This is a genomic window from Sanguibacter sp. Leaf3 (genome assembly GCF_001425965.1).
GTDB lineage: Bacteria > Actinomycetota > Actinomycetes > Actinomycetales > Cellulomonadaceae > Sanguibacter > Sanguibacter inulinus.
Genome location: NZ_LMRH01000001.1, coordinates 43,137 through 66,718 on the forward strand (window position 1 = coordinate 43,137; position 23,582 = coordinate 66,718).

Annotated in this window: 12 protein-coding genes; 4 read left to right on the forward strand and 8 right to left on the reverse strand. The window is 72.5% G+C overall.

All coding sequences use genetic code 11. From position 1 onward, the window contains the following. Nucleotides 1-418 precede the first annotated feature (418 nt). From ASG53_RS00235 to ASG53_RS00245, 3 genes are read left to right on the forward strand one after another with little or no spacing between them, the layout of a single operon-like run. Nucleotides 419-1,441 (forward strand): 3-oxoacyl-ACP synthase III, encoded by a 1,023-nt coding sequence (locus tag ASG53_RS00235; protein WP_056126981.1) that lies wholly within the window; start codon nucleotides 419-421, stop codon nucleotides 1,439-1,441. After that, nucleotides 1,438-4,170 carry an alpha/beta fold hydrolase gene (locus tag ASG53_RS00240; RefSeq protein ID WP_056126984.1) on the forward strand — a complete coding sequence of 911 codons (2,733 nt, stop codon included), beginning with the start codon at nucleotides 1,438-1,440 and terminating at the stop codon, nucleotides 4,168-4,170. Before ASG53_RS00235 ends, ASG53_RS00240 begins: the two co-directional genes overlap by 4 nt. Then, nucleotides 4,167-5,198 (forward strand): NAD-dependent epimerase/dehydratase family protein, encoded by a 1,032-nt coding sequence (locus ASG53_RS00245; protein WP_056126986.1) that lies wholly within the window; start codon nucleotides 4,167-4,169, stop codon nucleotides 5,196-5,198. Before ASG53_RS00240 ends, ASG53_RS00245 begins: the two co-directional genes overlap by 4 nt. Before the next feature lie 138 nt (nucleotides 5,199-5,336). On the opposite strand, the gene ASG53_RS00250 is transcribed toward ASG53_RS00245, so the two are convergent. Next, nucleotides 5,337-6,179, reverse strand: a complete 843-nt coding sequence (locus tag ASG53_RS00250) for an SDR family oxidoreductase (protein WP_056126987.1) — start codon at nucleotides 6,177-6,179, stop codon at nucleotides 5,337-5,339. A 178-nt stretch (nucleotides 6,180-6,357) separates the two neighbouring features. Then, on the reverse strand, nucleotides 6,358-12,165 hold the full coding sequence (locus ASG53_RS00255) for a DUF5979 domain-containing protein (RefSeq protein ID WP_156382612.1): 5,808 nt from the start codon (nucleotides 12,163-12,165) through the stop codon (nucleotides 6,358-6,360). A gap of 209 nt (nucleotides 12,166-12,374) precedes the next feature. Between ASG53_RS00255 and ASG53_RS00260 the strand changes: the two genes are divergently transcribed. Beyond that, nucleotides 12,375-13,373, forward strand: coding sequence for a hypothetical protein (locus ASG53_RS00260; RefSeq protein WP_056126992.1), 999 nt, complete (start codon nucleotides 12,375-12,377; stop codon nucleotides 13,371-13,373). A 108-nt stretch (nucleotides 13,374-13,481) separates the two neighbouring features. On the opposite strand, the gene ASG53_RS00265 is transcribed toward ASG53_RS00260, so the two are convergent. The 6 genes from ASG53_RS00265 to ASG53_RS00290 all read right to left on the reverse strand — a co-directional run bounded on the left by ASG53_RS00265 (nucleotide 13,482) and on the right by ASG53_RS00290 (nucleotide 23,485). After that, nucleotides 13,482-16,076, reverse strand: coding sequence for a LuxR C-terminal-related transcriptional regulator (locus tag ASG53_RS00265; RefSeq protein ID WP_156382613.1), 2,595 nt, complete (start codon nucleotides 16,074-16,076; stop codon nucleotides 13,482-13,484). 244 nt (nucleotides 16,077-16,320) lie between these two features. Beyond that, nucleotides 16,321-17,295, reverse strand: a complete 975-nt coding sequence (locus tag ASG53_RS00270; RefSeq protein ID WP_056130366.1) for a glycoside hydrolase family 43 protein — start codon at nucleotides 17,293-17,295, stop codon at nucleotides 16,321-16,323. A 145-nt stretch (nucleotides 17,296-17,440) separates the two neighbouring features. Further along, entirely contained in the window at nucleotides 17,441-20,293 is a 2,853-nt protein-coding gene (locus tag ASG53_RS00275) for a DUF7927 domain-containing protein (RefSeq protein ID WP_056126997.1), read from the reverse strand. Between the two features lie 236 nt (nucleotides 20,294-20,529). Then, a complete protein-coding gene (locus ASG53_RS00280) occupies nucleotides 20,530-21,546 on the reverse strand; it encodes a hypothetical protein (RefSeq protein WP_056126999.1) in 1,017 nt (338 codons plus the stop codon). Next, complete coding sequence (locus ASG53_RS00285; protein ID WP_056127001.1) at nucleotides 21,543-22,247, reverse strand: helix-turn-helix domain-containing protein; 705 nt, start codon at nucleotides 22,245-22,247, stop codon at nucleotides 21,543-21,545. The genes ASG53_RS00280 and ASG53_RS00285 overlap by 4 nt, the downstream gene beginning before the upstream one ends. 128 nt (nucleotides 22,248-22,375) lie before the next feature. Beyond that, entirely contained in the window at nucleotides 22,376-23,485 is a 1,110-nt protein-coding gene (locus ASG53_RS00290) for a CobW family GTP-binding protein (protein WP_056127003.1), read from the reverse strand. Nucleotides 23,486-23,582: the final 97 nt, after the last annotated feature.

Genomic DNA, 23,582 nt, shown 5'->3' on the forward strand with positions numbered 1-23,582 from the left:
AGGCCGGATACGCCTCTCATCGGCCGGTCGAGGGGCAGCGTGAGCCGCCGAGAGGGTGTTCCCGACCGCCTGGGAGGTGGCGTGCGCCACACCCGCAGCGGCCTACGACCGGTCTGCCGACGTGTTTCTCTCACAGCACATCCGGGCGGATCTGGTGCGCAGAGGGTGAAGAACCGGCTCGAACCAGGGCATCGTGACGGTCGACACCTGGGCTCGCGGAGCCTGCGCCGCGCGGCTGGTGGATCATAGAGGGTGGACCCGTCGACCCCGCCAGGGGCTCGGGGCCTTCAGGACACGACCGTGCGCGGTGCTCGCGCGCCCGCGGCCGGTCCACCCCGAACATGCGGAGCGCGGCCGACGGACGCACGATGAGCATCCCGGCCCGTGGCCCGCCCACACGAACGACAGGAACGCGAACGTGAACGGCAACGCAACATCGAAGCACCAGAACGTGGCGCTCCTGTCGGTCGCGACGGTCGTGCCGGACGTCGTGACGACCTCGGAGGAGATGGACAACCGTCTCGCCGAGACGCTCAAGCGCCTGCGCATGCCGCGCGGTCTGCTGCAGCGCGTCGCGGGGGTCCACGAGCGCCGCCGCTGGGCCGCCGACCAGAGCTTCGAGTCTGCCGCGATCGCCGCGGGTGAGAAGGCTCTCGCCGAGGCGGGCATCTCGGCCTCCGACATCGGGCTGATCATCAACACCTCGGTGACCCGTCCCCACCTCGAGCCCTCGGTCGCCGTGCGCATGCACAACGGGCTGGGTCTGCCGTCGTCGGCCATGAACTTCGACATCGCGAACGCGTGCCTGGGCTTCATCAACGGCATGACCGTCGCCGCGCACATGATCGACTCGGGTCAGATCCGCTACGCGATGATCATCGACGGCGAAGACGCCGACGAGGTCAACGACAACACCATCGAGCGGCTCAACCGCCCGGAGACCAAGCGCTCGGACTTCATGAACGAGTTCGCGAGCCTCACGCTCGGCTCCGGCGCTGCTGCGGCGATCCTCGGCCCGGCCGACTCCCACCCCTCGGGGCACCGCATCCTCGGCGGCGTGACGCGAGCCGCGACCCAGTTCCACGACGTGTGCGTCGGCTCGGTCAACGGCATGTACACCGACACCAAGGCGCTGCTCAAGGGCGGCATGGAGCTGGTCGTCGCGGCGTGGCAGGAGGCCAAGGACACGTGGAGCTGGTCCGCGATGGACCGCTACGTGCTGCACCAGGTGTCCGACGTCCACACGAGCGCGATCGTCAAGGCTGCCAAGCTCGACCGCTCGAAGGTCCCGACCACCTACCCGAGGTACGGGAACGTCGGCCCGGCGTCCATCCCGATCACCCTCGCCGAGCAGTCCTCGACCCTCGCCCCCGGCGACAGGGTCCTGCTCATGGGCGTCGGCTCGGGCCTCAACACCTCGATGATGGAGATCACCTGGTGAACCCTTCGCTCCCAGCCGCCGCGTCCACCACGTCGGCGGCCGTGCTGCCCCCTGCCCTCGACGGGCTCGACCCGGCGTGGTCGCGCCTTGTCGAGGCACCGGACAGCGAGGGAGCGCGGCGCACCTGGCACGTCCTGGACAACCTCTCGCGCCTCGAGCAGTCCGGGTCGGAGCCGATCGGCACCATCCTCTGCGTGCACGGGAACCCCACGTGGTCCTACCTGTGGCGCGGCCTGCTCTCCGCAGCGACCGAGCAGGCTCAGGCCGGCGGCGACGTGTGGCGCGTCGTGGCCGTCGACCAGCTCGACATGGGGTTCTCCGAGCGCACGGGCAGCCCGCGCGGCCTGCCGCAGCGCGTCCGTGACCTCGACGCCCTGACGACGGCCCTCGGCCTCGACGGACCCGTCGTCACCCTCGGTCACGACTGGGGCGGCGTCGTGTCGCTCGGCTGGGCCGTCGACCACCCGGAGCGCCTGCTCGCGGCGACGGTCCTCAACACCGCCGTGCACCAGCCGGAGTCCGACCCGATCCCCGCGCTGCTGCGCCTCACCCTCCAGGGCCCCGTGCTCGGCCGCGCGACGGTCAGCACCCCCGGGTTCCTCGCGACCACCCTCGCCCTGGCCCGGCCCGCGCTGAGCCGTGAGGTCCGCGATGGCTTCATGGCCCCCTACCTGCGCGCCGACCGCCGCGGCGGCATCGGTGCCTTCGTGGCGGACATCCCCGTCGACGAGACGCACCCCAGCCACGCCGAGCTCGACAGGATCGCCGAGGGGCTGCGCAGCCTCACGGTCCCCGCCCTCGCGCTCTGGGGCCCGCGCGACCCGATCTTCAGCGACCGCTACCTCGACGACCTCATGGACAGGCTGCCCCAGCTCGACGTGCACCGCTTCGAGGGTGCCGGCCACATGATCGCCGAAGAGGTCGACTACGCGGGCGCCGTGCTGACGTGGCTCGCAGACCTCACCGCGGAGCGTGCGGCCGAGCCCGTGGACGGCGCTGCTGCGAGCGTCCCTGCTCCTGGCGCCGCGGCTCCCACCGCGACCGCAGCCTGGACCACCGCACCCCTGTGGCAGAACCTCGAGGACCTGCGCGACAGCGACGACACCGTCCTCGTCGAGATGGCCCCGTCCTCAGGTGCCGGACCGCGCACCGTGAGCTGGCGTCTGCTCTCGCGACGGGTCGACGAGATCGCCGCCGGTCTGCTGACCCTCGGTGTCCGCCCGGGGGACCGTGTCTCCCTCCTCGTGCCGCCCGGCGCCGACCTCACGGCCGTCCTCTACGCCTGCGTGCGCATCGGCGCCGTCGTCGTGGTCGCCGACGCCGGACTCGGCCTGCGTGGTCTGACGCGTGCGGTCCGCGGCGCCCGCCCGTCCTACGTGATCGGCGCGCTCCCGGGGCTCTCGGCCGCCCGCGCCCTCGGCTGGCCCGGCGTGAAGATCTCGACGACGGTGCTTCCCTCGCCGACAGCGCGGGCCCTCGGCGTCACGCGCAGCCTGCTCGACGTCGCGGCGCTCGGCGCCCGCGCCCTCGAGGGGACGACCCTCGCGGAGCTCGCCCCGGTGCCCTCGCCCGAGGACACCGCAGCGGTCCTCTTCACCTCGGGGTCGACCGGACCCGCCAAGGGGGTCGTCTACGCGCACGGCCAGCTGTCGGCGGTCCGTGACGCCCTCGCCGAGCGCTACGGCATCGGCCCCGGATCGGGCCTCGTCGCAGGTTTTGCGCCCTTCGCGCTGCTCGGCCCGGCCCTCGGTGCCCGTTCGGTGACCCCGGACATGGACGTCACGTCGCCCAGCACGCTCACGGCGCAGGCGACGGCCGCGGCTGTCGCGGCAGCCGACGCGACCACGCTGTTCTTGTCGCCCGCCGCGATCGCGAACGTCGTCGCGACCTCGGGCGACCTCACGGACGAGGACCGTGCGGCGCTCGCCCGGGTGCAGACCTTCCTCTCGGCCGGGGCGCCCGTCTCGGGCAGCCTGCTGGCTGCCGCCGAGAGCCTCATGCCCGCTGCGACGGCCCACACGCCCTACGGCATGACTGAGGGCCTGCTGCTCACCGACGTGACCGCGGACGAGATCCGCGCCGCCGAGGCGAGCGGCGGGCGCGGCGTGTGCGTCGGACGTCCCGTCGTGACGGCGACGGTGCGGGTCGTCGCGCTCGACGAGCAGGGCCGGGCGACCGGCGAGCTCGGCGACACCCCTGACGTCACCGGCGAGATCGTCGTGGCCGCACCGCACGTCAAGGACCGCTACGACAGGCTGTGGTTGACCGAGCGCGCGAGCCGCCGCGTCGACGGCCCTCCGGCACCCGAGGGTCAGCGCTGGCACCGGACCGGCGACGTCGGGCACCTCGACGCCGACGGCCGCCTGTGGGTCGAGGGTCGCCTCGCCCACGTGGTCGTCACGGCCGACGGTGTGGTGACGCCCGTGGCACCCGAGCAGGCCGCAGAGTCGTCGAGCCTCGTCGCGCGCGCCGGTGTGGTGGGCGTCGGGCCCGTCGGGACCCAGCAGCTCGTCGCCGTCGTCGAGACCGTCGAGCGGACCCGCCGCCCTGGCCTCGCGCCGCACGACGTCGCCGACGACGTCAGGGCGCGGGTCTCCGAGCCTCTCGCCGCCGTCCTCGTGGTGCCTGACCTGCCGACGGACGTGCGCCACAACTCGAAGATCGACCGGAGCCGTCTGGCCGCCTGGGCCGAGGACGTGCTCTCCGGAGGACGGATGACCACCCCATGACCGAGCCCGCGACGCCAGCCGACCAGAGCGTCCTCGTCACGGGGGCGAGCGGGTTCCTCGGCCGTGCCGTGGTCCGCGAGCTGCTCGCGGGCGGCTACGCCGTGCGGACGCTCCAGCGGACGCCGAGCCGCACGCCAGGGGCGACCGACGTGCTGGGCTCTGTCACCGACCCGGAGGTCGTCGCTCGTGCCGTCGCGGGCGTCGACGCGGTGGTGCACCTCGCCGCGAAGGTCTCGCTCGCCGGTGACCCTGCCGACTTCGAGCGGGTCAACGTCGGTGGCACCCGGACGCTGCTCGACGCCGCGCAGGCCGCCGGGGTGCAGCGCGTCGTGCACGTGTCGTCGCCGTCGGTGGCCCACCACGGCGACTCGATCGTCGGCGACGACGCCGGGCCTGCGGACCCTGCGCTCGCCCGTGGTGACTACGCCCGCACGAAGGCCGCCGCCGAGCTGTTGGCCCTCGCCCGCGACGGGGCGGCTCTCGGTGACGGGTCCAGGCCAGGGAGCGCGGGCTCGGTCATGCGCGTCGTCGCAGTCCGACCGCACCTCGTCTGGGGCCCCGGGGATACCCAGCTCGTCGCCCGCGTCGTCGAGCGGGCCCGCGCGGGACGTCTCCCCCTGCTCGGGCACGGCGCCGCGCTCATCGACTCGACCTACGTCGACAACGCGGCGAGCGCGATCGTCGCGGCCCTGCGCGCCGTCGACGACGTGCACGGCCAGGCCTACGTCATCACCAACGGTGAGCCACGGCCCGTCGCCGAGCTCCTCGCGGGGATCTGCCGCGCTGCGGGCGTCGAGCCGCCGCGCTGGAGCGTCCCGGCCTCGGTAGCCCGGGCAGCAGGCTCGGCCGTCGAGGCCGGGTGGAAGATCCGCCCCGGGGCCGACGAGCCGCCGATGACGCGGTTCCTCGCCGAGCAGCTGTCGACGGCGCACTGGTTCGACCAGCGCCGCACCCGCCGCGACCTGCGCTGGGAGCCGGCCGTCTCGGTCGACGAGGGCCTGCGCCGCCTGGCCGCGTCGTACAGCTGAGAGGCGCTCGCCCGCGCGAGCCCTCCGCAGCTGTCCGGCCAGCCCGCCTCCACGGCGCACCCAGCCGGTCAGTCCGCCGCCGGACCTGACCGGCCAGTGCGCCGCCACACCTCACCGGCCAGTCCGCCGCCTTGCTGCTCAGCCAGCCTGCTGGCTGAGCAGCTCGCGCAGCGTCAGCGGCGGCCGGCCGGTGAGCCGCTCGACGGTGTCGGTGACCGTCGCGAGCTCGCCCTGGGCGATCGCCGTGTAGGTCGACACCCAGGCGTGGACCTCCCAGTCGGGGGCGTCGTAGACGCGCCGCGACTCGTAGGCCTCCGGGACGGTCTCGTCGACGTAGGCGAGGTCGCGGCCGGTCACCTCGCGGATCACCTCGATGGCCTCGGGGATGCTCAGGGCCTCGCGGCCCGTGAGCTCGTAGGTCTGGCCGGCGTGCGACGCCGGGTCCTGCAGCACGACCGCGGCGACCCGGGCGACGTCTTCGCGGGCGACAGCCCCGAGACGTCCCTGCCCGGCAGGCCCGCGGATCACGCCGTCCTCGCCCGCGAGCATGGGCAGGAAGTCGAGGTAGAACGAGTCCCGCAGGAAGGTGTACGCCATCCCGGAGGCCCGGATGTGCTCTTCGGTGTACCAGTGGTCGCGGGCGAGCGTGAAGACGGCTGTCGGCGACGCCCCGAGGAAGGACGTGTACACGACGTGCTGGACACCGGCGCGGGCGGCGGCGTCCACGAAGGCCCTGTGCTGGTCGAGGCGCTCGGCGCTCTCGGCCCCGGAGACCATGAAGAGCACGTCGACGCCGGCGAGGGCCGCGTCGGAGGCCTCGGTGTCCCCGTAGGACGCCTGGACGACGTGGGCGCCGGGGATCTGGGGAGCGCGATCGGGCGAGCGGACGACAAGACGCTGCTCGAGGCCGGCCTCGCTGAGCAGGTGGGCGACGGCCCCGCCTACAGCACCTGTCGTGCCGGTGACGGCGATGGTGGTCATGGGGCTCCTCCTCGTGGTCTGGTGGCTTCTCCGTCGAGTCTGCCTCCTCGTGGCTGTCGCGTCGCGGCGGGGAGCCCGGACGTGACGAAGGCCCGGACGTGACGAAGGCCCGGACGTGACGAAGGCCCGGAGGCCGACGTCTGTCGGTTTCCGGGCCTCCGCGGGGGGCGGGGGTGTGTCAGCCCTGCGTCTCACCTCTCGCGTCGGCCGTGCGGCGGCGACGGACCACGAGCACGGCGCCCGCAGAGACGAGCAGCAGCGCGACGACGCTGATCCACACCACGTCGGCACCCGTCACGGGAAGGCCGCCCGCGGCAGCCGGGACGCCTCCGTCACCCGGGGTGGAGCCGGGTCCTGTCGGGGTCGACGGGTCGACCGACGGGTCGGTCGGGCCCGTCGGCTCGACGGGCTCGGGCGGCGTCGTGAAGGTGTTGACGACCGTCAGGCCGATCTCCTGCACCTCGTCGCTCGTGCCGACGACCACGGCGGTCTCGTAGGAGTCGGCGTCGATGGTGACAGTCGTCGCGCCACCGGTCTCGGTCTCCGCGGCGAAGCAGTGCGCACCGTTCGGCAGCAGCAGGTCGGCGCCCTCGGCGTCGACGAGACGCAGCGTCTCGCCACCACGGATCTGCGTCGAGGCCGACCCGATCGTGAGGATCGTCCCGTCAGAGGCCTCGACCTGGCAGGTGACCAGGACCGTGAACTCCGCGTCACGCACGGCCTCGGAGTCGGCGGCGTCGCCGTCGACGACCTTGGTGAGGTCGAGCGTCGCGGCCGAGAACACGTTGGTGAAGCCGGCGACGACAGTCTGCTCGAGGCCCTCGACAGCGTCGGGGATCGTCACCGTGACGGGTGCGGGGGCGGTGTCGGCCCCGCCGGTGCCCGTCTCGGTGACCACGCACTCGGCGCCCACGGGGAGCCCGTCGAGGGGCTCGGAGTAGAGCGTCGTGCCCGAGCCGTCACCGGAGACGACCAGCTCGGACGAGACGACGTCGGCACGGCCGTCGAGGGAGCAGACCACCGAGAAGGTGAACGGCCCAGCCGACAGCCCGTCGGCGCCCGGCCCCGTGAAGTCCTTCGCGACGACGAGGGAGCCTGCCCGGAACTCGTTGACGATCGCGAGGGTCGCGACCTCGCCGACGGCCGTGGGTGTCGGCCTGGAGACGTCGTCTGTCGCGTCCTCGCCGTAGGTGACCTTCGAGGCTCCGCCGGCGTCGGTCTCGAGGACGGAGCACTCCGCGCCCGAGGGCACGTCGACGACGGTCGGCTCGAGCGAGCTCACCGTCACCTGGAGGGGGTCGAAGCCCGCGACGGGCGCGCCGCCGTAGGTGCAGGTCACGGCAGCGGGGTAGGTGGTCTGCGCGTACGGTGCGGCCTTGCCGACCACGTCCTTGACGAGCGCGAGGCGCGTGGTCGAGAAGTCGTTGGTGATCCGCACCTGCTGGGGAGCCGTCGTGCTCGTCGGGTCCGCGGGGATGGTGACCCTGAAGGGGTCCGCCTCGGTCGCGTCCCCGGCGCCGCCGCGAGGGTCGGTCTCCCACACGGCGCACTCGGCACCGGACGGGATGCCGTCCACGCGGACAGGGGTGTCGACGGAGACCGAGAGCGTCTCGTCGCGGACCGTGGTCACGTCGCCGCCGACGGGGTCGACCGTGCACACGACGCGGACGCCGAAGTCGACGTCGTCGAGGGCGAGACCGTAGGGGTTCTCACCGATCTCCTTCGAGATCTCGAGGCTGCCGAACATCAGGCCGACACCCACCTGGATGGGCTCGGTCGAGGGCAGCACGTACGAGCCCCCGCCGCGCTGGGTCGTCTCGGCGTGCGCGAAGGAGTTCCACGCGACCGAGGGGTTGGCCACCTCGGTCGCGTCGACCGGGGAGGTCATCGCGAAGGTGATGTCGACGGCGCCACCCGGCACGAGCGGTGTCGCGAAGGTGAGGTCCATCGACGCCGCGGTGACGTCGGGGGAGAAGGGCGCAGCCCACTCGGATCCCGCGCACTGTGGCGCGGAGGAGCCCGCCCCACCCATGTCGAGGTCGGAGGTGCAGATCGTGGACTCGGTCGTGTACCGGGTGGTCATCGCGCCGGGGCCGCTGAGCACGGGCTCGGTCGCGAGCGTCGGACGCGTCGTCCACTGTGTCCCGCGGGACTGGTCGAGGATCACGCCGGTGTCCCCCTGGACGGGGAACCTGTCGACGATCCGCATGTTCGTCGCGGACTCGGTGCCCGCGTTGACCAGGCGCAGCAGGTACTGGAACTGGTCGCCCGGGTTGACGAGCGCGATGCACGGGAAGGCCGTGTAGACGACGCCGTCGGGGCCGACGCGCGACGGGCACTGCGGTCCGCCGACCGCGACGGCGGTCTTGGTCCGGGTGTTGTACCAGCCGAGGTCGACGGTCCCGGCGACCCACTTGCGGGCGCTGAACGCGGCTCCGCCCTTGACGGTCACACCGGCGCTCGCCGTGCAGTACGTGCCGGGGCCGAAGGCGCCGTCGGTCTGGGACGCGGCGTCGCAGGTGAAGGACGGGCCGGTCCCGGTCGCCCCCATGGTGTTGGTGATGACCTGGTTGGTCGTCACTCCGGGCTCGAGGCGCACCTGGATCTCGATGGTGAGGCGCGCGCTCGGGGCCAGGACCCACGGCTGGCCGTCGGCGCTGGTCGAGAAGTCCCAGGCGAGACCCGCTGTGCGCTCGCCGTCAGGTGTCGCGGTGAAGACCGGCGCGGGCACGGGTGGCGTCCCTGCGGGGACCGTCACGTCGACGACCTTGAAAGGCTGCCCGCCGTAGCCGGCGAAGCTCTCGTCGAGCTCGAGCCCGACGGGCAGGAGGTCCTTGACCACGAGGTCGCTGATGTTCGAGGTGCCGGTGTTGCGCACGGTGAGCCTGAAGGGGGCCACCTCACCCGGCTCGATCGACGAGTTCGGCGTCTTGGAGACCGCCATGCTCGACGTCCCCTCGACGAGCGCGAGGGTCGCGTCGACGGGGTCGATCTCGCGGGGGTCGCCCGAGACCGGGTTGAGGAAGGTGTGGTACCTGGCGCTGACAGTGTTGGTCAGCGTCGCGGGGACCTCAGCCGTGGCGTCGCTGCGCGGGTGCTGGCGCGGGCTGACCGTGAAGAGCAGCCGGCCCGAGCACATGGTGTCCTCGCACGGCGTGAGCATGTAGCCGTCGTTGACGGTGCTCGTCAACGTGAAGGTGGCCCGCAGCCCGGTGACCGACGCGGCGCTGACGCCGTTCGGCAGGACCGCCGTGGTCCGCGGCGTGCCTGTCACCCAGGCGCCGCCGGAGAAGGCGTCGACCTGGACGCGGTCCGCGCCGGCCGGCATGCGGAGCCCTGTGAAGGTGCGGAAGTCGACCGCGTCGAAGAAGTCGGGGTCTTCGTCGGTCATCTGGAGCGACTTCATGCTCATGTTGCCGGTGTTGCGCGCCGTCAGAGTGACCGTCGCGGTCTGCTGGGAGAGCCCGGGGACCCACTCGGGGAGCGTCGCCGGGGCGATCGACTTGTTGAGCGACCCGGCGTCGTTGGCCGGGCCGGTCTCGATCTGCGGGGAGCACGCCTCGGTGCCGACGTAGCCGCCCGCGGTCGGGGTGTAGCAGTTGGTGATGACGACGCCGTCGGGGACACCGGGACGGCGCTCGGTGCGCAGGTTGAGCGTGAAGCCCTTGGTGGGCGTGAGCTCTCCGTCCATCCGGGCGCGGACGCCTGTCGCGCGCTCGAGGACGTCGGCTGCGACGCCCGTGTACGCGCCCCAGGCCGCGGTGACGGGGTCGTAGACCTCGATGGTCACCCCGGGGGTGCTGGCGGACTTGTCGACCGAGGCGCTCGTGAGGCGGAGCGAGTCGAAGGGGTTGCCTGCCGCGACGGGGGTGCCGTCAGGCTCGGTGCGGGGGTCGGAGACGACCGGGGAGACGAGGGCGATGTTGCCGTTGTTGACCACCCGCAGCGTGAAGGGGATCGGCTGGTCCTCGGGGACCGAGGTCTGCCCGACGGTCTTGGTGCCGCCGAGGCTCGGGTTCGCGGTCTCGACCTCGAGGTGCCCCGAGACAGTCCCGGAGGTGGTGCCTGTGCTGTCGGTGCGGCCGGCTGATCCTGTGTACCCGGCGACGTTGAGGACGAAGGGGCTGGTGCCGTCGGCCAGGTCGTCGTCGGTCACGAGGTCGTTGAGCGTGCCGTGGATGCCGAGCCGGGCCGTCGCGCCCTCGGCGATGCTGGCGTTCCCGTCGGCGTCGCGGCCCGTGTAGGTGATGGTCACACCGGTGACGCGCTTGCCCGCCGCGGTCGGGGCGCTGCCGTCGGCCGTGTACGTCTGCTCGGTCATGGTGCCGTCGGCGTAGGTGACGAGCACCTGGGCGCTCGTGCCGCCCTGCGGCAGCACCCAGCGCACCTGCGAGACGTCGAGCTTCTCGAGCTCGCTCGCGTCGGGGGAGCCCACGGGCGCGCTGTGCGGCTCGCGGACGACGATCTCGGCGATCTTGAAGGGGGACCGGTTGGTGATCGAGACGATCGCGGTCACCGGGGAGTCGTGGCCGATCACGGCGTGCTCACCGGTGTCTTCGGTGTAGCTGGCGTCGGTGTCGGGGAAGTAGTCCTTGGTCGCGCCGAGGACGAGGGTGTCGGGGAGGATCTGCGTGCTCGCGCAGACCTGCGTCCCTGCCGACGGACCTGCGACGGCGTCGACGGCGCCGGGGACAGCGCAGTTGTCCACGATGATCCGGCTGCTGGGGCGCAGCGGCTCGCCTGTCGAGCGGAGCGTGTCGCGCAGGACCATGTCGAGGGAGACAGACCCGCCGGTCGCGTCGTAGGGGAGCGCGGCCCCGCCTGCGGTGAAGGCGATGCGCGCCCCGGTGACGGCGGTCGCGTCCACGCCCACGGGCAGGTCGAAGGCACCGGGGGCCGTGAGCTGGCCGGCCGGCACCTCGGCGCCGTCGACGACCACGAAGAGCTGGGCCGTGGTCGCGCCGGCCGGGAGGGCCAGGAGCGTGGCGTCGGTGAGGTCGAAGTGCTCGAAGGTCGCGGGGGTGCTGTCGCTGACGGACAGCTCGGTCACCTCGGCCGAGGTCGACGAGGTGTTGCGGACCCCGAGCACGATCGTGCTCGTGGACCCCGTGCCCGCGACGTTGGCGGGGCTGTCCCAGCGCTTCGTCGCGACGGGTGTCACGACGCGCGGGACGGAGACCACGAGGTCGGAGGTCGAGGAGTGCGGCTCGGCGTTCTCGGCGACGACCGTAGCGGTGTTCGAGACCGTGCTGCCGTCGAGCAGCGTGGTGTCGGCCGGCAGGCGCATGCCGATCGTGAGGTTGACGGCCGAGCCTGCGGTCAGGCCCTTCTCGCCGACGGGCTCCTGCAGCGCGTCGACGAACTGGACCGTGAGCTCACGGGTCGTCTCGTCGTAGGTGACGGTCCGCGAGGGGGTCGAGGGCGGCAGGCTCGTCACGTCGAGGCCCGCGGGCAGCACGTCGGTCACGGTCTCGTCGACGCAGTCGACGGTGAGGCCGGAGCACTTGACGGTGATCTGGTAGGTGAACTCCTTGCCGGGGGTGAGTGCACCCACGACGTCGTTCGTCTTGGTGACGTTCACCTGGCTCGTCGGGAGGTCCGCAGCGGTGACCGCGCCCTGGCGCTGGGCCGGGGCGTCGGTGCTGTCGGTGCCCTCGGTGCCCTCGGTGCCTTCGGTGGTTCCCGGGGCCTCGGCCTCGGTCGCGGCAGGTGCGGGCTCGTCGGCCGACTGCGTGTCCACGGCTCCCTCCGGAGCCGTCCCCGTCTCGTCGGTGGTCGTCGAGGGAGCCGGCGCCGGTGCGGGGCTCGGTGCGAGCGTCTGGCTCACGGCCGGCTCGTCGGCCGCGACGGCCGCCACGGGTGGCAGCGTCAGCCCGACGAGCGCGAGCATGATCGACACGGCGACGGTCCGGGCGCGGCGTCGCCCCCTCCCGTCCTGCGTCGGGCGGACGGAGAGTCCGGGCAGGGGCGTGGAAGGGTGCGGCATGAGGTGCTCCGGGGGCTTTCGCCGGTCGAGCCGACCGGCTGAGGCAAGGCGTGCCGCTCAGGACGGGGCACCGATCCATGGCACCAGCGCCACCTTGAGATGCGCTCAGGTCCAGGGTGAATCCCGGGGTGAGACCCCCGTCATCCCCCTGACCAGCGGCTCCACCCGCCCCCTCGTCGCGGCGACGGGCGAGGGGTAGCGTCGCCCGCATGGCGATCGACGACGACCTCCTGCCGTGGCTGCTCGACTCCGACCCCGCCCTGCGCTGGCAGGTCGAGCGCGACCTCGCCGGTGCGCCTCCGGCCGTGTGGGAACCCACGCGGGCGCGCGTCGCGACCGAGGGCTACGGGGCCCGTCTGCTCGCGCTCCAGGACGACGACGGGCGCTGGGCCGGGGGCGCGTTCTTCCCGGCGGGCTTCGACTTCCAGGGACCTGAGGCGGCCCCGGGCGCCGGGCAGCCGTGGACCGCGACCACCTGGTCCCTCGTGTCGCTGCGCGCGTGGGGGCTCGACCCCGACGTCCTCGCCGGGACCGCTGAGCGTCTCGACGCCGTGTGCCGTTGGGAGTACGACGACCTGCCGTACTGGGGCGGCGAGGTCGACGTGTGCATCAACGCCTTCACCCTCGAGAACGGCGCGTGGCTCGGGGCTGACGTCTCGGGGATCGCCCGGTGGTTCGTCGAGCACCAGCTGGCCGACGGCGGCTGGAACTGCGAGTGGGTCGACGGGGCCACGCGGTCCTCGGTGCACTCGACGCTCAACGCCGTCAAGGGGCTGCTGGGCTACGAGAAGGCAGCCGTCCCAGGGACGCCCCCGGAGCTCGGGGCCTCGCTGCGGGCGGCCCGGCGCGCCGGGGAGGAGTACCTGCTCGAGCGGCACCTGCTGCGCAGGCTCTCGACAGGGGAGCCGATCGCCCCGTGGGTGACGCGCTTCGCGTACCCGTTCAGGTCCTTCTACAGCGTGCTCCACGCCCTCGACCACTTTCGCTCGGCGTCGCTGCACGACGCCGAACCGCCCGACCCGCGCCTCGCCGAGGCCGTCGAGGTGGTCCGGGCAGCGCGCCAGCCCGACGGGACGTGGACCCAGGAGCGCCGCCACCCCGGGCGGGTGTGGTTCGAGGTCGACGTGCCGGCCGGGGAACCGTCGAGGTGGCTCACGCTGCACGGCATCCGCGTCCTCGACTGGTGGGACGCGCACCGCGAGGACTGAGACGTCACCCGAGGACTGAGACGTCGCCCGAGGACCTAGCCCTCTGCCCGAGGAGAGCGGCCCGCAGCGAGACCTGCTGGTCGCCCGCGGCTCCGCGCAATCCTCGTCCTACGCGTCCCCAGCCCGGTCCTGACCGAGGAACCCCAGCCTGGCGCCCTCGGCGAGGGCCGCGCCGCGGCTCGTCACGCCGAGCTTGCGATAGAGCGAGCGCAGCTGGCTCTTCACGGTGTTGACCGACACGAAGAGCTGCTGGGCGACCAGGTCGACAGGCGCACCCGTCGCAAGCTCGTGGAGCACGGCGACCTCGCGCTCGGAGAGCTCGACGACAGGCACGCGCTGCGCGACGCGTGCCGGGATAGCCGCGGCCCGCAGCCGCTCCATGACCTCCGCGGCCTCGGGCACCTGCGCGGCGACCCTCTCGAGCAGCGCGCGGTCGGTCAGCGCATAGGGGTGGAGCAGCTCCGGTCCGGAGGTCTGGACGGCGCGGCGCAGCGCCGACCGAGCACCGTCTGCGTCGCCGAGGACGTCGCGGGCCTCCATGTCGACGAGCAGCACGGTGACGCGCTCGCGGGGGCTCGGGGCCTCGCGCCAGAGCGCGGTGGTGCAGATCTCGACGGCTCCGACGGCGTCGCCCGCGTCGAGGACGAGCCTGGACCGCAGGGCGGCGTCGCCGCGCAGCCCAGGGTGCTCGACGGTGAGGTTGGTCGCCCGGGTCGGGTTGCCGCTGCACGCGAGCACCCGGGCGAGGGTCGAGGTGAGGACCGTGTGGGCCAAGGAGGGGACCACGAGGCGGTGACCCGCCGAGACCATGGCGTTCTCGAGGGTGGTGAGCGCACCGTCCGTGTCACCGCGGAGCGCGCAGACCATCGCGCGCGCCAGGTCGACGAGGTACCAGGCGGCGTGGCGCTGGTGCTCGATCGTGCCCTGGGCCGGGAGGTCTGCGAGGTGCCGCTCGGCCGCGTCGAGGTCGAGGGTGTCGATCGCGAGGAAGGCCCGGGCGGCCGGGGCGGCGAGGTCCATCGTGAGCGCGAGGTGCTCGGGAGCCTCGGCGAGGGTCGCCCCGACGGCCAGGTGCTCGTGGGCGCGCTGGTTCGAGCCGCGCACCGCGTCGATCAGCGCGACCGTCTCGATCGCGGTGCGGGCGACCAGCTCGAGGTCGCCGCCCGTCCCAGCCCAGGTGCAGGCGAGCAGGTCGTCTGTCGCGGCGTCGAGCCTGCCGGCGGCGAGCTGGGCGATACCCGCGTGCAGCAGCAGGAAGGGCAGGACGTCGTCGGTGCCGGGCCTGTACCGGCCCTGGTCGTCGCGCAGCGCGTCGACCATCCGGGTGGCCGTCTCCGCAGCGGCCTCGAAGCGCTGGGCACGCCGGTCCGCGATGATCTGCCCGACGGCGACCCCGACCACGTCCCGCAGCGCCGACTCGTCGAGATCCTCGTGCGGCTCGGGCCAGGGGACGGCCAGCGCCGTGATCGTGTCGTTGCGTGACCCCAGCAGCACGTCGCGGACCATGAGGAGGCGCGGCATCGCCCGGAAGCGTTCCGCGGGCAGCTGCTCGAGGGCCTCGCCGAGGGCTGTCGGCGCGTCCGTCACGAGCCGCACCCAGCCGGAGTCGACGACCTCCACGACCCGGTCCCAGTCCTGCGCGGCGACGGCGTGGTGCAGGGCGCGGGCCGGGTCGTCGGCGAGCACGCGCGAGGCCTGCCTGTGCGCGTCGGTCACGAGCGAGCTGATCTTCGGCCACCCGGAGGTCGACAGCGAGCGCAGCAGCGGCATGTACGTCCAGACGCGCCCCTGGGGACCGGGTCTGGACCGCGCGAGACCGCTGGCCTCGAGGGTCTCGAGGATCGCCTCGGCCGACTCGTTCCCGGTGAGCGACCGGGCGAGGTCGACGGTGAGCTCGTCGACGACAGTCGTGGCCACGACGAAGAGCGAGCCTGGAGACCCGTCGATCGACCGGTTGCCGAACAACGGGCCGAGGGTCTCCCAGCCGGCCCGGGGCACCTCGCCCGTGCCGATCGACGCCGTGAGCAGACCACGGACCAGACCGGGCCACCCCCAGAGGTCGTCGTGCAGCCCCTGGACGACCCCGTCGGCGAGCACGGCGTCGAGGGACACGGCGAGCCGTGCGATCTCCCGCGGGGTGAGGGCGAGGGACTGGCCCTCGACGAAGGCCGTGTCCATGCCCAGGCGCGCCAGGTGCTCGGGGTCGCTCGACAGGTGGCTGCAGAGGACCAGCCGCACGGCAGGCGAGGCGCGCACCATCCGGGCGAGGTCGGCGTCCACGCGGGCCGTGCGGACCTTCTCGACGTGGTCGACGACCAGCACGAAGGGCGTGGTCCACCGCGCGAGCGCGTCCCGCACCGCGGCGGCGGGGGACACGGGCGCAGGCGCAGCCTCGGTGCCGCCCTCTGCCGTGATGCCGCTGCCAGCCCTGGGCGCGACCCCCGCGTGCACCAAGAGCTCGAGCAGAGAACCCCAGAAGTCGTCGGCCACCTCGGTGCGCCGCGCCGTCATCCACACGGCCGGGTGCCCCGTGCGCTCGAGCCACTCGCTCACGTGCGCGGACTTGCCGTAGCCCTGCGGGGCGCGCAGGACGGTGACGGCGTTCCCGGCGTCGAGGACGCCGTACACGTCAGGCTTGGGGATGAGATGGCTCGGCACCCGCGGCGGTCTGCTCCACCGCGGACGCTCGCTGCTCGTGGGCACGGCGGGTCCTTCGAGGTCTGAGATCAGGGAGGCTGCCGATCCTACGAAGCCTGACCTGCGACGACGCGAAGTATGACGAGGGCTACCCTGCTTTCACCCGACAGACCGGACGACCCTGGCCAACCCGCCCGACGGGCGTCCCACACCTCGGCCAGGACGCTGCGCACCCGCGGTCCGCGGTCCCTCGCTCCCCGCCGTCCGCGAGGCACCCGAGACCCCGTCGTACCTCACCCACCGCCGACCCTCACACCCCGTAGGCCTCCACGAGCCGCGCCCGCTCGGTCGCGGTGATCGGCACGATCGAGCCGTGCCGCGGGTCGACGGGCAGCTCCGCGCCGGGGCTCTTGGTCCACGTCCCGGTGTCGAGGTCGTCGGTCTCGAAAGGGATGTAGCCGCGCATGCCGTACTCGTCGATGAACAGGTACCAGCGCTCGCGGTCGAGCGCCTTGGTCACGGTGGGTCCCTCGCCCTGACGGATGCCGAGCTCGGGGTCGGTCGACATGCCGATCGCCCCCGTGACGTACTCCCAGTCGGTGCTCAGCAGGTCGTCGGAGCGCTCGAGCAGCACAGACTTGCCTTCGAGCCCGGGGGTGGGTGCCTCGCGCTCGTCCTTGCTGAACCTGTAGAAGGTGCCCTCGTGCTCGATCACGGTCGAGTCGATGACCGAGTGCCCGGGGTCGACCCACACCTGCGCGGGCGTGAACTCGCGGAAGTCCGTGGTCCGGGCGACGAGCATGCGGTTGTAGCTGACGCCCTGGTGCTCCGGGTCGTCGGCCGGGTAGAGCATCGACGCCCAGTACACCGCGTAGCTCGACGTCTCCTCGTGCCAGGTGACCTCGGGAGCCCAGACGTTCCCAGCCGTCGGCGGGGCGACCTCGGCGAGCCACGGCTCGCTCCAGGTCACGAGGTCCGGGGACTCCCACACCACGAGGGACCTGCTGCCCGTGCGCTGGCAGGCCATCCAGTCCTGGCTGCGGTGGATGTGCAGGTCGGTCGCCACGAGGTAGAACCCGTCGCCCGACGGCCTGCGCACGAGGAAGGGGTCGCGGACACCACCCGTGCCCAGCTCCGAGGTGAGGACGGCCTCGCCCCCTGCCAGGGTGTCCCAGCGCAGCGGGTCGCCGCCGCGGCTCACGGCGAACCTCACCTGCTCACCACCGGCGTGGTCCTCGCCGGTGAAGTAGGTGAGGAGATAGTCGGCGTAGGGCTCGTCGGGCATGCGTGATCCTTCTCTGGACGTCGTCGTGCAGCGGATCGGACGACTGTACAAGCCCTGGCAGAGAGGTGTGGAGCAGATCAGGTGCACGAGCGGGGCCTCGACCGGGTGGGTGCTGCCTGCCGGGCTGCGCTCGCCCACTGTCGTCCTACGGCCTCAAGACCTTGGGCTGGCGCAGGACCACGAGGCACGCCGCGGCCGCCAGGAGCAGGCCGCCGGAGATCCAGGTGGCGGCGCTCCCGTGGCCCCCGACCAGCGGCAGGACGAACCCGCGGGGGTCGGTCACCGAGAGGGTGCTGATGCCGTCCGTCGTGGACACGGCGACGTTCGGCACCTGGGCGGACGGTGCGGTCAGCGTGACAGCCCCGTCGGCGCCGACCTGGAGCCCGACGGCGGTCGCGAGGAGCTGGTGCCCCTCCGGTGCGTGCGTCTCCTCGAGCCAGTAGGTGCCCGCCTCGATCCCGCCGCTGACGAACAGGCCGGTCTCACCGGCGACGGTGGTGAGGGCCGGCGTGGTGAGCTCGGCTCCCGGGGCACCGTCGTCGTCTGCCCGCAGCACGAACTCCGCTCCGCCGAGCCGCACGCTCCCGTCGGCGCTGAGCTTCTCGACGTGGAGGTAGCGCACCGGGTGCTCGGTGCACAGACCGGGCACGCACGGGTCGTCCGGGCCTGGGGGCTGAGACCCCGCGACGACCACGTTGCGGAGCAGGTTGTCGCTGCGCTCAGCGGTCTTCACCACGACTGTGTACACCACCTGGGTGTCGGCCGAGATGGTGCCGGTGATCCTCAGCAGGTCGTCCTCCGGCCCGGTCACGGTCAGCCCGCCCGCGTCGAGCAGGGAGCCGAAGCGTGCGTCGTCGAGCACCCCTCCCAGGTCGTCCGTCCAGTCGACCGTGACGGGGTCGGTCCCCGAGTGGTCGAAGGTGAGGGTGTAGGTCACGACGTCGTCCTGCCCCAGGGCGTGCCCGGACTCTGGGTCGGCAGACTTGAGGACTGTGAGCTCGGCGCGGGGTGTCGTGACGCTGGCCTCGCACCCTTCGCCCGGTGAGCACCCGGGGTCGACCACCTGGAACGGGATCGCGGGCGCGGGGGAGCCGGGGGTCGGAGGAAGGAGCATCTCCGCGGGTGGGGTCGCCCGCGCGACGTTGGTGATGTCCTCCATGTCGAGGTCGTCCGCAGCGACCCGCCCGGTCACGACGTAGACCACCGATCCTCCAGGTGGGATGGTGACGGTGTCGGCGACGTCGCCCGTGCCGCCGGCCGCACCGCAGGTCGCTCCTCCCGTCGAGGCGCAGGTCCAGGTCGGCTCTGTGACGCGTGCCGGGACCGGGTCGGTGACGGCGACGTCCGGGGCCGTCGTGACAGGCCTCGCCGCTGTCGAGGCCGCGTTCGACACCGTGACTGTGTAGACGACCTGCTCACCCGCTGCGTAGCTCGTGGCGGCAGCCTCTTTGGTGATCGAGAGGTCGACGACGGGCAGGACTGTCAGCGCCGCCTCGCCCGGGGCCTCCAGCCCGCACAGGCCGTACGTGATGCCGTCCCAGCACGCAGGGGTGCCAGCGCCGGGCGTGAAGTTCTCCGGACCGTTCGTGTAGACGCCGACGCCGGTCCCTAGCGCGTCGTCCCACGCCTGGACCTGCACGTCGACTGTGCACGAGGCCTGAGACTCTGCCAGGGAACCCTGGACCACCACCTCCCCGGAACCTGCTGCGGCTGTCACCTGCGCCGTGGAACCTGCGACACCCGAGGATGCGAGGCAGGTCGTGCTGCTCTCCCCGGTGGCACGCAGACCGTCGGGGAGACGGTCGGTGAGGTTCCAGCCCGTCTTCGCGTTCAGCTCGGCGGTGTTGGTGACGGTGAGCCGGAGCGTCGAGGTCTCGCCGTCGGAGACCACGGAGGGGGTGAAGGCCTTGTCGAGCCGGGGGGTCGCGTCGAGCGCCCGCACGTTGTCGAAGGCGCCGTCGTTGCCCAGCGTGGCTGTCGTCGCGTTGTACATCTTGACCTCGAGCAGGCCTCCGGCCAGCCGGACCACCTCGTCGGGAGACAGGCGGTTGAGGGCGACCGTGCGGGAGCGGCCCTCGAAGGCCTCCCACGTGATGCCACCCGTCGCGGCGGAGGTGAGCGGGTACGTGCGCTCGCGGTGCTCCGTGTTCGGGCTCTGCGTGGTGCTGCAGGCTTCGACAGGGTCACCGAGCGAGGTCCAGGTGGGGGCCCCGGGCACCCTGTAGGCGAACTGGTACCTGGGGTTCTGAGACGCAGCCCCGCACAGAGCCGCCGTGTCGACGCCGAAGGCCATGTACCGGTTCGGCCCCGGCAGCGGGATCGGGGTGGTGGTCTGCCACAGCACGCCGTCCCTCTCACCTGCGGGGACCGCGGGGCAGGTGCCCCCGTCGGTCGTGGTGTGGTTGCACTCGCTGTAGGACGTGTAGACGAAGTTGCCCGTCGAGCCGCCGAACTGCTGCCCCATCGCCAGGGCCAGGAGCCGCACGAAGGACCAGCTCTGCACGCCGTCGTCGAGCCCGCAGGCGTACGGGGAGGCGCTCGCGGCGCCTGTGATCGCCCAGGCCGGAGGCGTGGCCGAGGCCTGCGACAGGATGACACCGTTGCACCGGGCGCCGTCGGTCCAGCCCGGCGAGCCCGTGTAGGTGTGCCCGCTGTAGCCCGGGTAGGCAGAGACGTAGGCCGCACGGCCGCCGGGACCGCTCTGGAAGGCCCGGGCCTGCCCTGCGGGGACGTTCTGGAAGTCTTCGAGGAACACGACAGCACCGGGCGCGGGGACACCCGGTCCGGCTGTGAGGAGCTCCGGAGTCTCAGCGACCGCCTGCGAGGGCATGGAGGCCAGGAGTGTCGAGACCAGGAGGAGCGCGAGCACGACAGCGGCCGAGAGGAGCCCGCTCAGCCGGGCGCGCCTCGTCCCTGCACGGCGTGGGCGCGCGGCCCCGCCTCGGACGACCACCTCGTCGAGGATGGTCGACGTCCGGCTCTGGACCTTCTTCGTCATGCTGTGCTCTCCCCGCGGTATGGCCGGCCCGGCGCCTCGGCGCGGCTGGCATGTGACCCCTCTGGAGAAGACACGCTGTGGGCACCGGTCTTGTGACGCGCTCTAGCCGACTTTCACCCGCTCTGTCCGTCGTGGGCGATGCGCTCATGGGGCATCGGGGCGGTCACGAACGTTCACCTGGCATGCCTGCGGCACGCGGGGAGGTGGTGGTGAGCGCCCGTGAGCAAGCCTCGAGGCTAGGTGCCGAGCAAGAGCTCGAGCGCGTCCCGGGCGGCTGGGGAGTCTGCGGATCTGAGCCAGTGCGAGGTGGTCAGACGATCAGCTCCTCGCTGGATGCGCCGGCGGTCCTCGTGACGGATCTCGGCGGCATATCGCACGACGTCTCCGGAGGCGGCCAGCGCGTCGAGGAGAGCGACGAGGTCGCTGAGGTGACGGGCGGGTTCCCGCCTGTCGGCGAAGGCCGCGGTCGACTTGATGGTGAGGGCGCCGAGCAGATCGGGCACCCTGACGGGTCCGGTACGACCGTCGTCGAGCTGGACATCCAGACGTTGCGTGCGGGCGAGAGCCTGCTGGACACCGGGAAGCTCGACTGCGGGCAGGCGGGAGGCAGTCAGGGGGACGGTGTCTTGGTCGTTGACACGTTCGGGGACGATGAGGTCGATCAGGACGGGGTCGCGCGACCACCTGTAGGACAGGTCTGCCCCTGCCAGAGATGCAGGGGTGATGTCGACGAACCCGAGCCGGGTCATGTCTCTGGTGAGCTCTCGAAGGGCCCGGCGGTGGGTGAAGACCCCGACGGCGATGTCGGCGTCGCCGGTCGCCCGGGTGAACGGGACGTCGTGGCGGACGCAGTGTGTCATCACCATCAGGCCGCCCACGACTGTCCAGGGGTAGCGTGCCTCCCCGAGCGCCTGGAGCACCGCGAAGGTCTCCGTCAGCACGGGGTCGAGTGCGGGCATGAGGAGTGGCCCAGGCATCTGCGGGAATCGCGGGGACCCGCTGCGCAAGAGACCGGCGGCGGCGAGCAGGGAGGCTGTGCTGGTCTCTGGTGCTACCGAGGCGAGCAGGTCGTGCAGGCGCAGACGATCTACGTGGTGCGCCGGGAGCTGGCGCAGGAGGTTGTTCAGGTTCTCCAGGGCGGCAGGGTGACCGGCCGAAGGGCCCTGGGTGTCGAGCCGAGCGCGAGCGGTGTGGCCATCGGAGGTCGTCAGTGTCGTGACGATCTCTACGAGCACGTCCGTCGGGGTGGTCACGAGCTGATGGCCCGGGATGTGGTGATGGCGTCGAGCAGGGCGGTGCCTGCGGAGGTCGAGCGGGGGTCGTCCTCGGTCAGGAGGTCGTGGGCGACGACGAGACGGAACGCGTTGTGCCCGTCGGTGCCCAGCGCGGTGAGGCCGATCGGGGGAGGGGTGCTGATCGTCACGTTCCCTGCGTCCGAGCGAAGCAGCCCCAGGTGACGTCGGAGATGGTCGACGTCGTCGAGGGTGCGAGTCCAGACGGTGGCACTGGCGAGCCCGACGAGCGGGTCGGTGACGAGGTTGGATGCGGAGCGCCCTGATCGGACTGTCGACGGCGCGGACAGCACTGCTTCGACCTGGGCGGGCGAGGCTCTGAACGTGGTGCGTGTCTGGGCGAGCCGGGCGGTCCATGCTTGCCAGGTCCCTGGTGCGGCTCCCGTAGACGTGAGTCTGGATCGAAGGCGGGAGCGCTCGTCCGCTCGTAGCCAGCCAGCCTGCGCCCCGTCGAGGAGCGCAGCCGCGGCCCAGGCGACTCGCGGGGAGAAGGCGCGTGTGTGGGCGGGGCGCTCGCGGCGCAGGAAGTCGTCGAGATCGCGGTCGTCGACGACGTATGCGGCGCCCACCTTCGTCGCCCGCAGGACCCCGCCGGAGATCAGCGCTCGTACGCGGCGAGTCGAGAGGCCTGTCCGTGTTGCCGTCTCTGTCACGCTGAGCATGACACTCATAGTCCAGCATCGGAATATGAGTGTCAAGGGTCGGAGAATGCAACGAGATCAGCGCCGTCTCGGCGTGCGCCTGAGCCCGGAGGGGCCTCCCTGATGACTTCGGCAGTGCCTCCTTGCCGTCACCCCACGTCGGACCGTTCCCCCAACCACGGAGCGAGCACGTCCTCCCGCCCGAGCCACGCCGCGCCACCGTCTGCCAGCTCCGCATCCGTGAGCAGCACGTCCTCGAAGACCTTGCGCAGCCTGGCGCGCTCGCCGCGGGCGACGCCCGTGAACACGAGCCGGGTGTGCGGCTCCTGCCGCTCCCACGTGCCGAGCTGCCCCAGGTACAGCTGCCCGCCGGCGCCGTCCCACTGGCAGATCGAGTCGGGGCGGTTCGGCAGCCAGAAGACACCGCGGCTGCGGACGCGCCCGGTGCCGAGCTCTTCGATGCGGTCGAGCAGCCGCTCGGGGTGCATCGGCCGGTCGGAGCGCAGCTCGAGGCTCCAGGCGTGCGCGCTCTCCCACGAGTGGGCGTGCGCGTGCAGGGGGTTGCAGCGGCGCTGGGCGGCGAGGGCGTCGTGCTCGGCGCAGGTGAGGCGGTGCGCGCTGAGCTCGTGCAGGCCGTCGATCCGCCGGGAGTCGGGGGAGCGCAGGTGGTCGACGAGCTCGTCGCCGCAGCGGGCGGAGAGCCCCCGGTGGGTGCTGCCCGAGCTCGCGGTGACCACGAGGTCGGCGTGCGCGAGGTGCCCGGCGAGGACCTCGCCGACAGCGCGCTCGTCGTCCTCGGTGAGCCCGATCCCGCGCTCGGCGACCGAGTCGATGCCGAGCAGGTCTTCCTCCGCCTCGTCGACGTCGACCGCCGTCGCGACGGTCGCGAGCCGGACCATGTCGAGCTCGGCCCCAGGGTGGGTGGCGGCGTCGAGGGCGATGCTCACGGGCAGGGAGTCGGCCGAGACGGGCAGAGCGAGCACGATGTCGTCCCAGCGGCCGTCGGTCGCGAGCCTGCGCAAGGTCGGGAGGGCGTCCTCGCGGACGGCGCAGCTGAGGCAGGCGTGCTCGAGGTCGTGGCGCTCGTCCTCGATCGTGCCGCCCTGCGTGATGACCGCGCGGCGCAGGTAGCCCTCGGCGGCGTGGATGTCGTGACGCAGCACGACGGTCCGCGGGGAGTCGACGAGCAGCGCGAAGATCGCGGTCTCGCGGACGACGGGGTCGATCGTGGTGAGCAGGGACAGGGGGATCTGTGCCATGGAGGGTCTCCGGGTGGGGTGGGGTTTCTCGATCTGCCGTGAGCGTAGCCTTGACGATAATGATAATCAATACGTATAGTCACCGGGTCGCTCCACC

Excerpts from the sequence above, each read along its gene's own strand:
- ASG53_RS00245 (WP_056126986.1), top strand. The coding sequence starts at position 4,167 with ATGACCGAGCCCGCGACGCCAGCCGACCAGAGCGTCCTCGTCACGGGG.
- ASG53_RS00260 (WP_056126992.1), top strand. The coding sequence starts at position 12,375 with ATGGCGATCGACGACGACCTCCTGCCGTGGCTGCTCGACTCCGACCCC.
- ASG53_RS00250 (WP_056126987.1), bottom strand. The coding sequence starts at position 6,179 with ATGACCACCATCGCCGTCACCGGCACGACAGGTGCTGTAGGCGGGGCC.
- ASG53_RS00270 (WP_056130366.1), bottom strand. The coding sequence starts at position 17,295 with ATGCCCGACGAGCCCTACGCCGACTATCTCCTCACCTACTTCACCGGC.
- ASG53_RS00255 (WP_156382612.1), bottom strand. The coding sequence starts at position 12,165 with ATGCCGCACCCTTCCACGCCCCTGCCCGGACTCTCCGTCCGCCCGACG.
- ASG53_RS00285 (WP_056127001.1), bottom strand. The coding sequence starts at position 22,247 with ATGCTCAGCGTGACAGAGACGGCAACACGGACAGGCCTCTCGACTCGC.
- ASG53_RS00275 (WP_056126997.1), bottom strand. The coding sequence starts at position 20,293 with ATGACGAAGAAGGTCCAGAGCCGGACGTCGACCATCCTCGACGAGGTG.
- ASG53_RS00290 (WP_056127003.1), bottom strand. The coding sequence starts at position 23,485 with ATGGCACAGATCCCCCTGTCCCTGCTCACCACGATCGACCCCGTCGTC.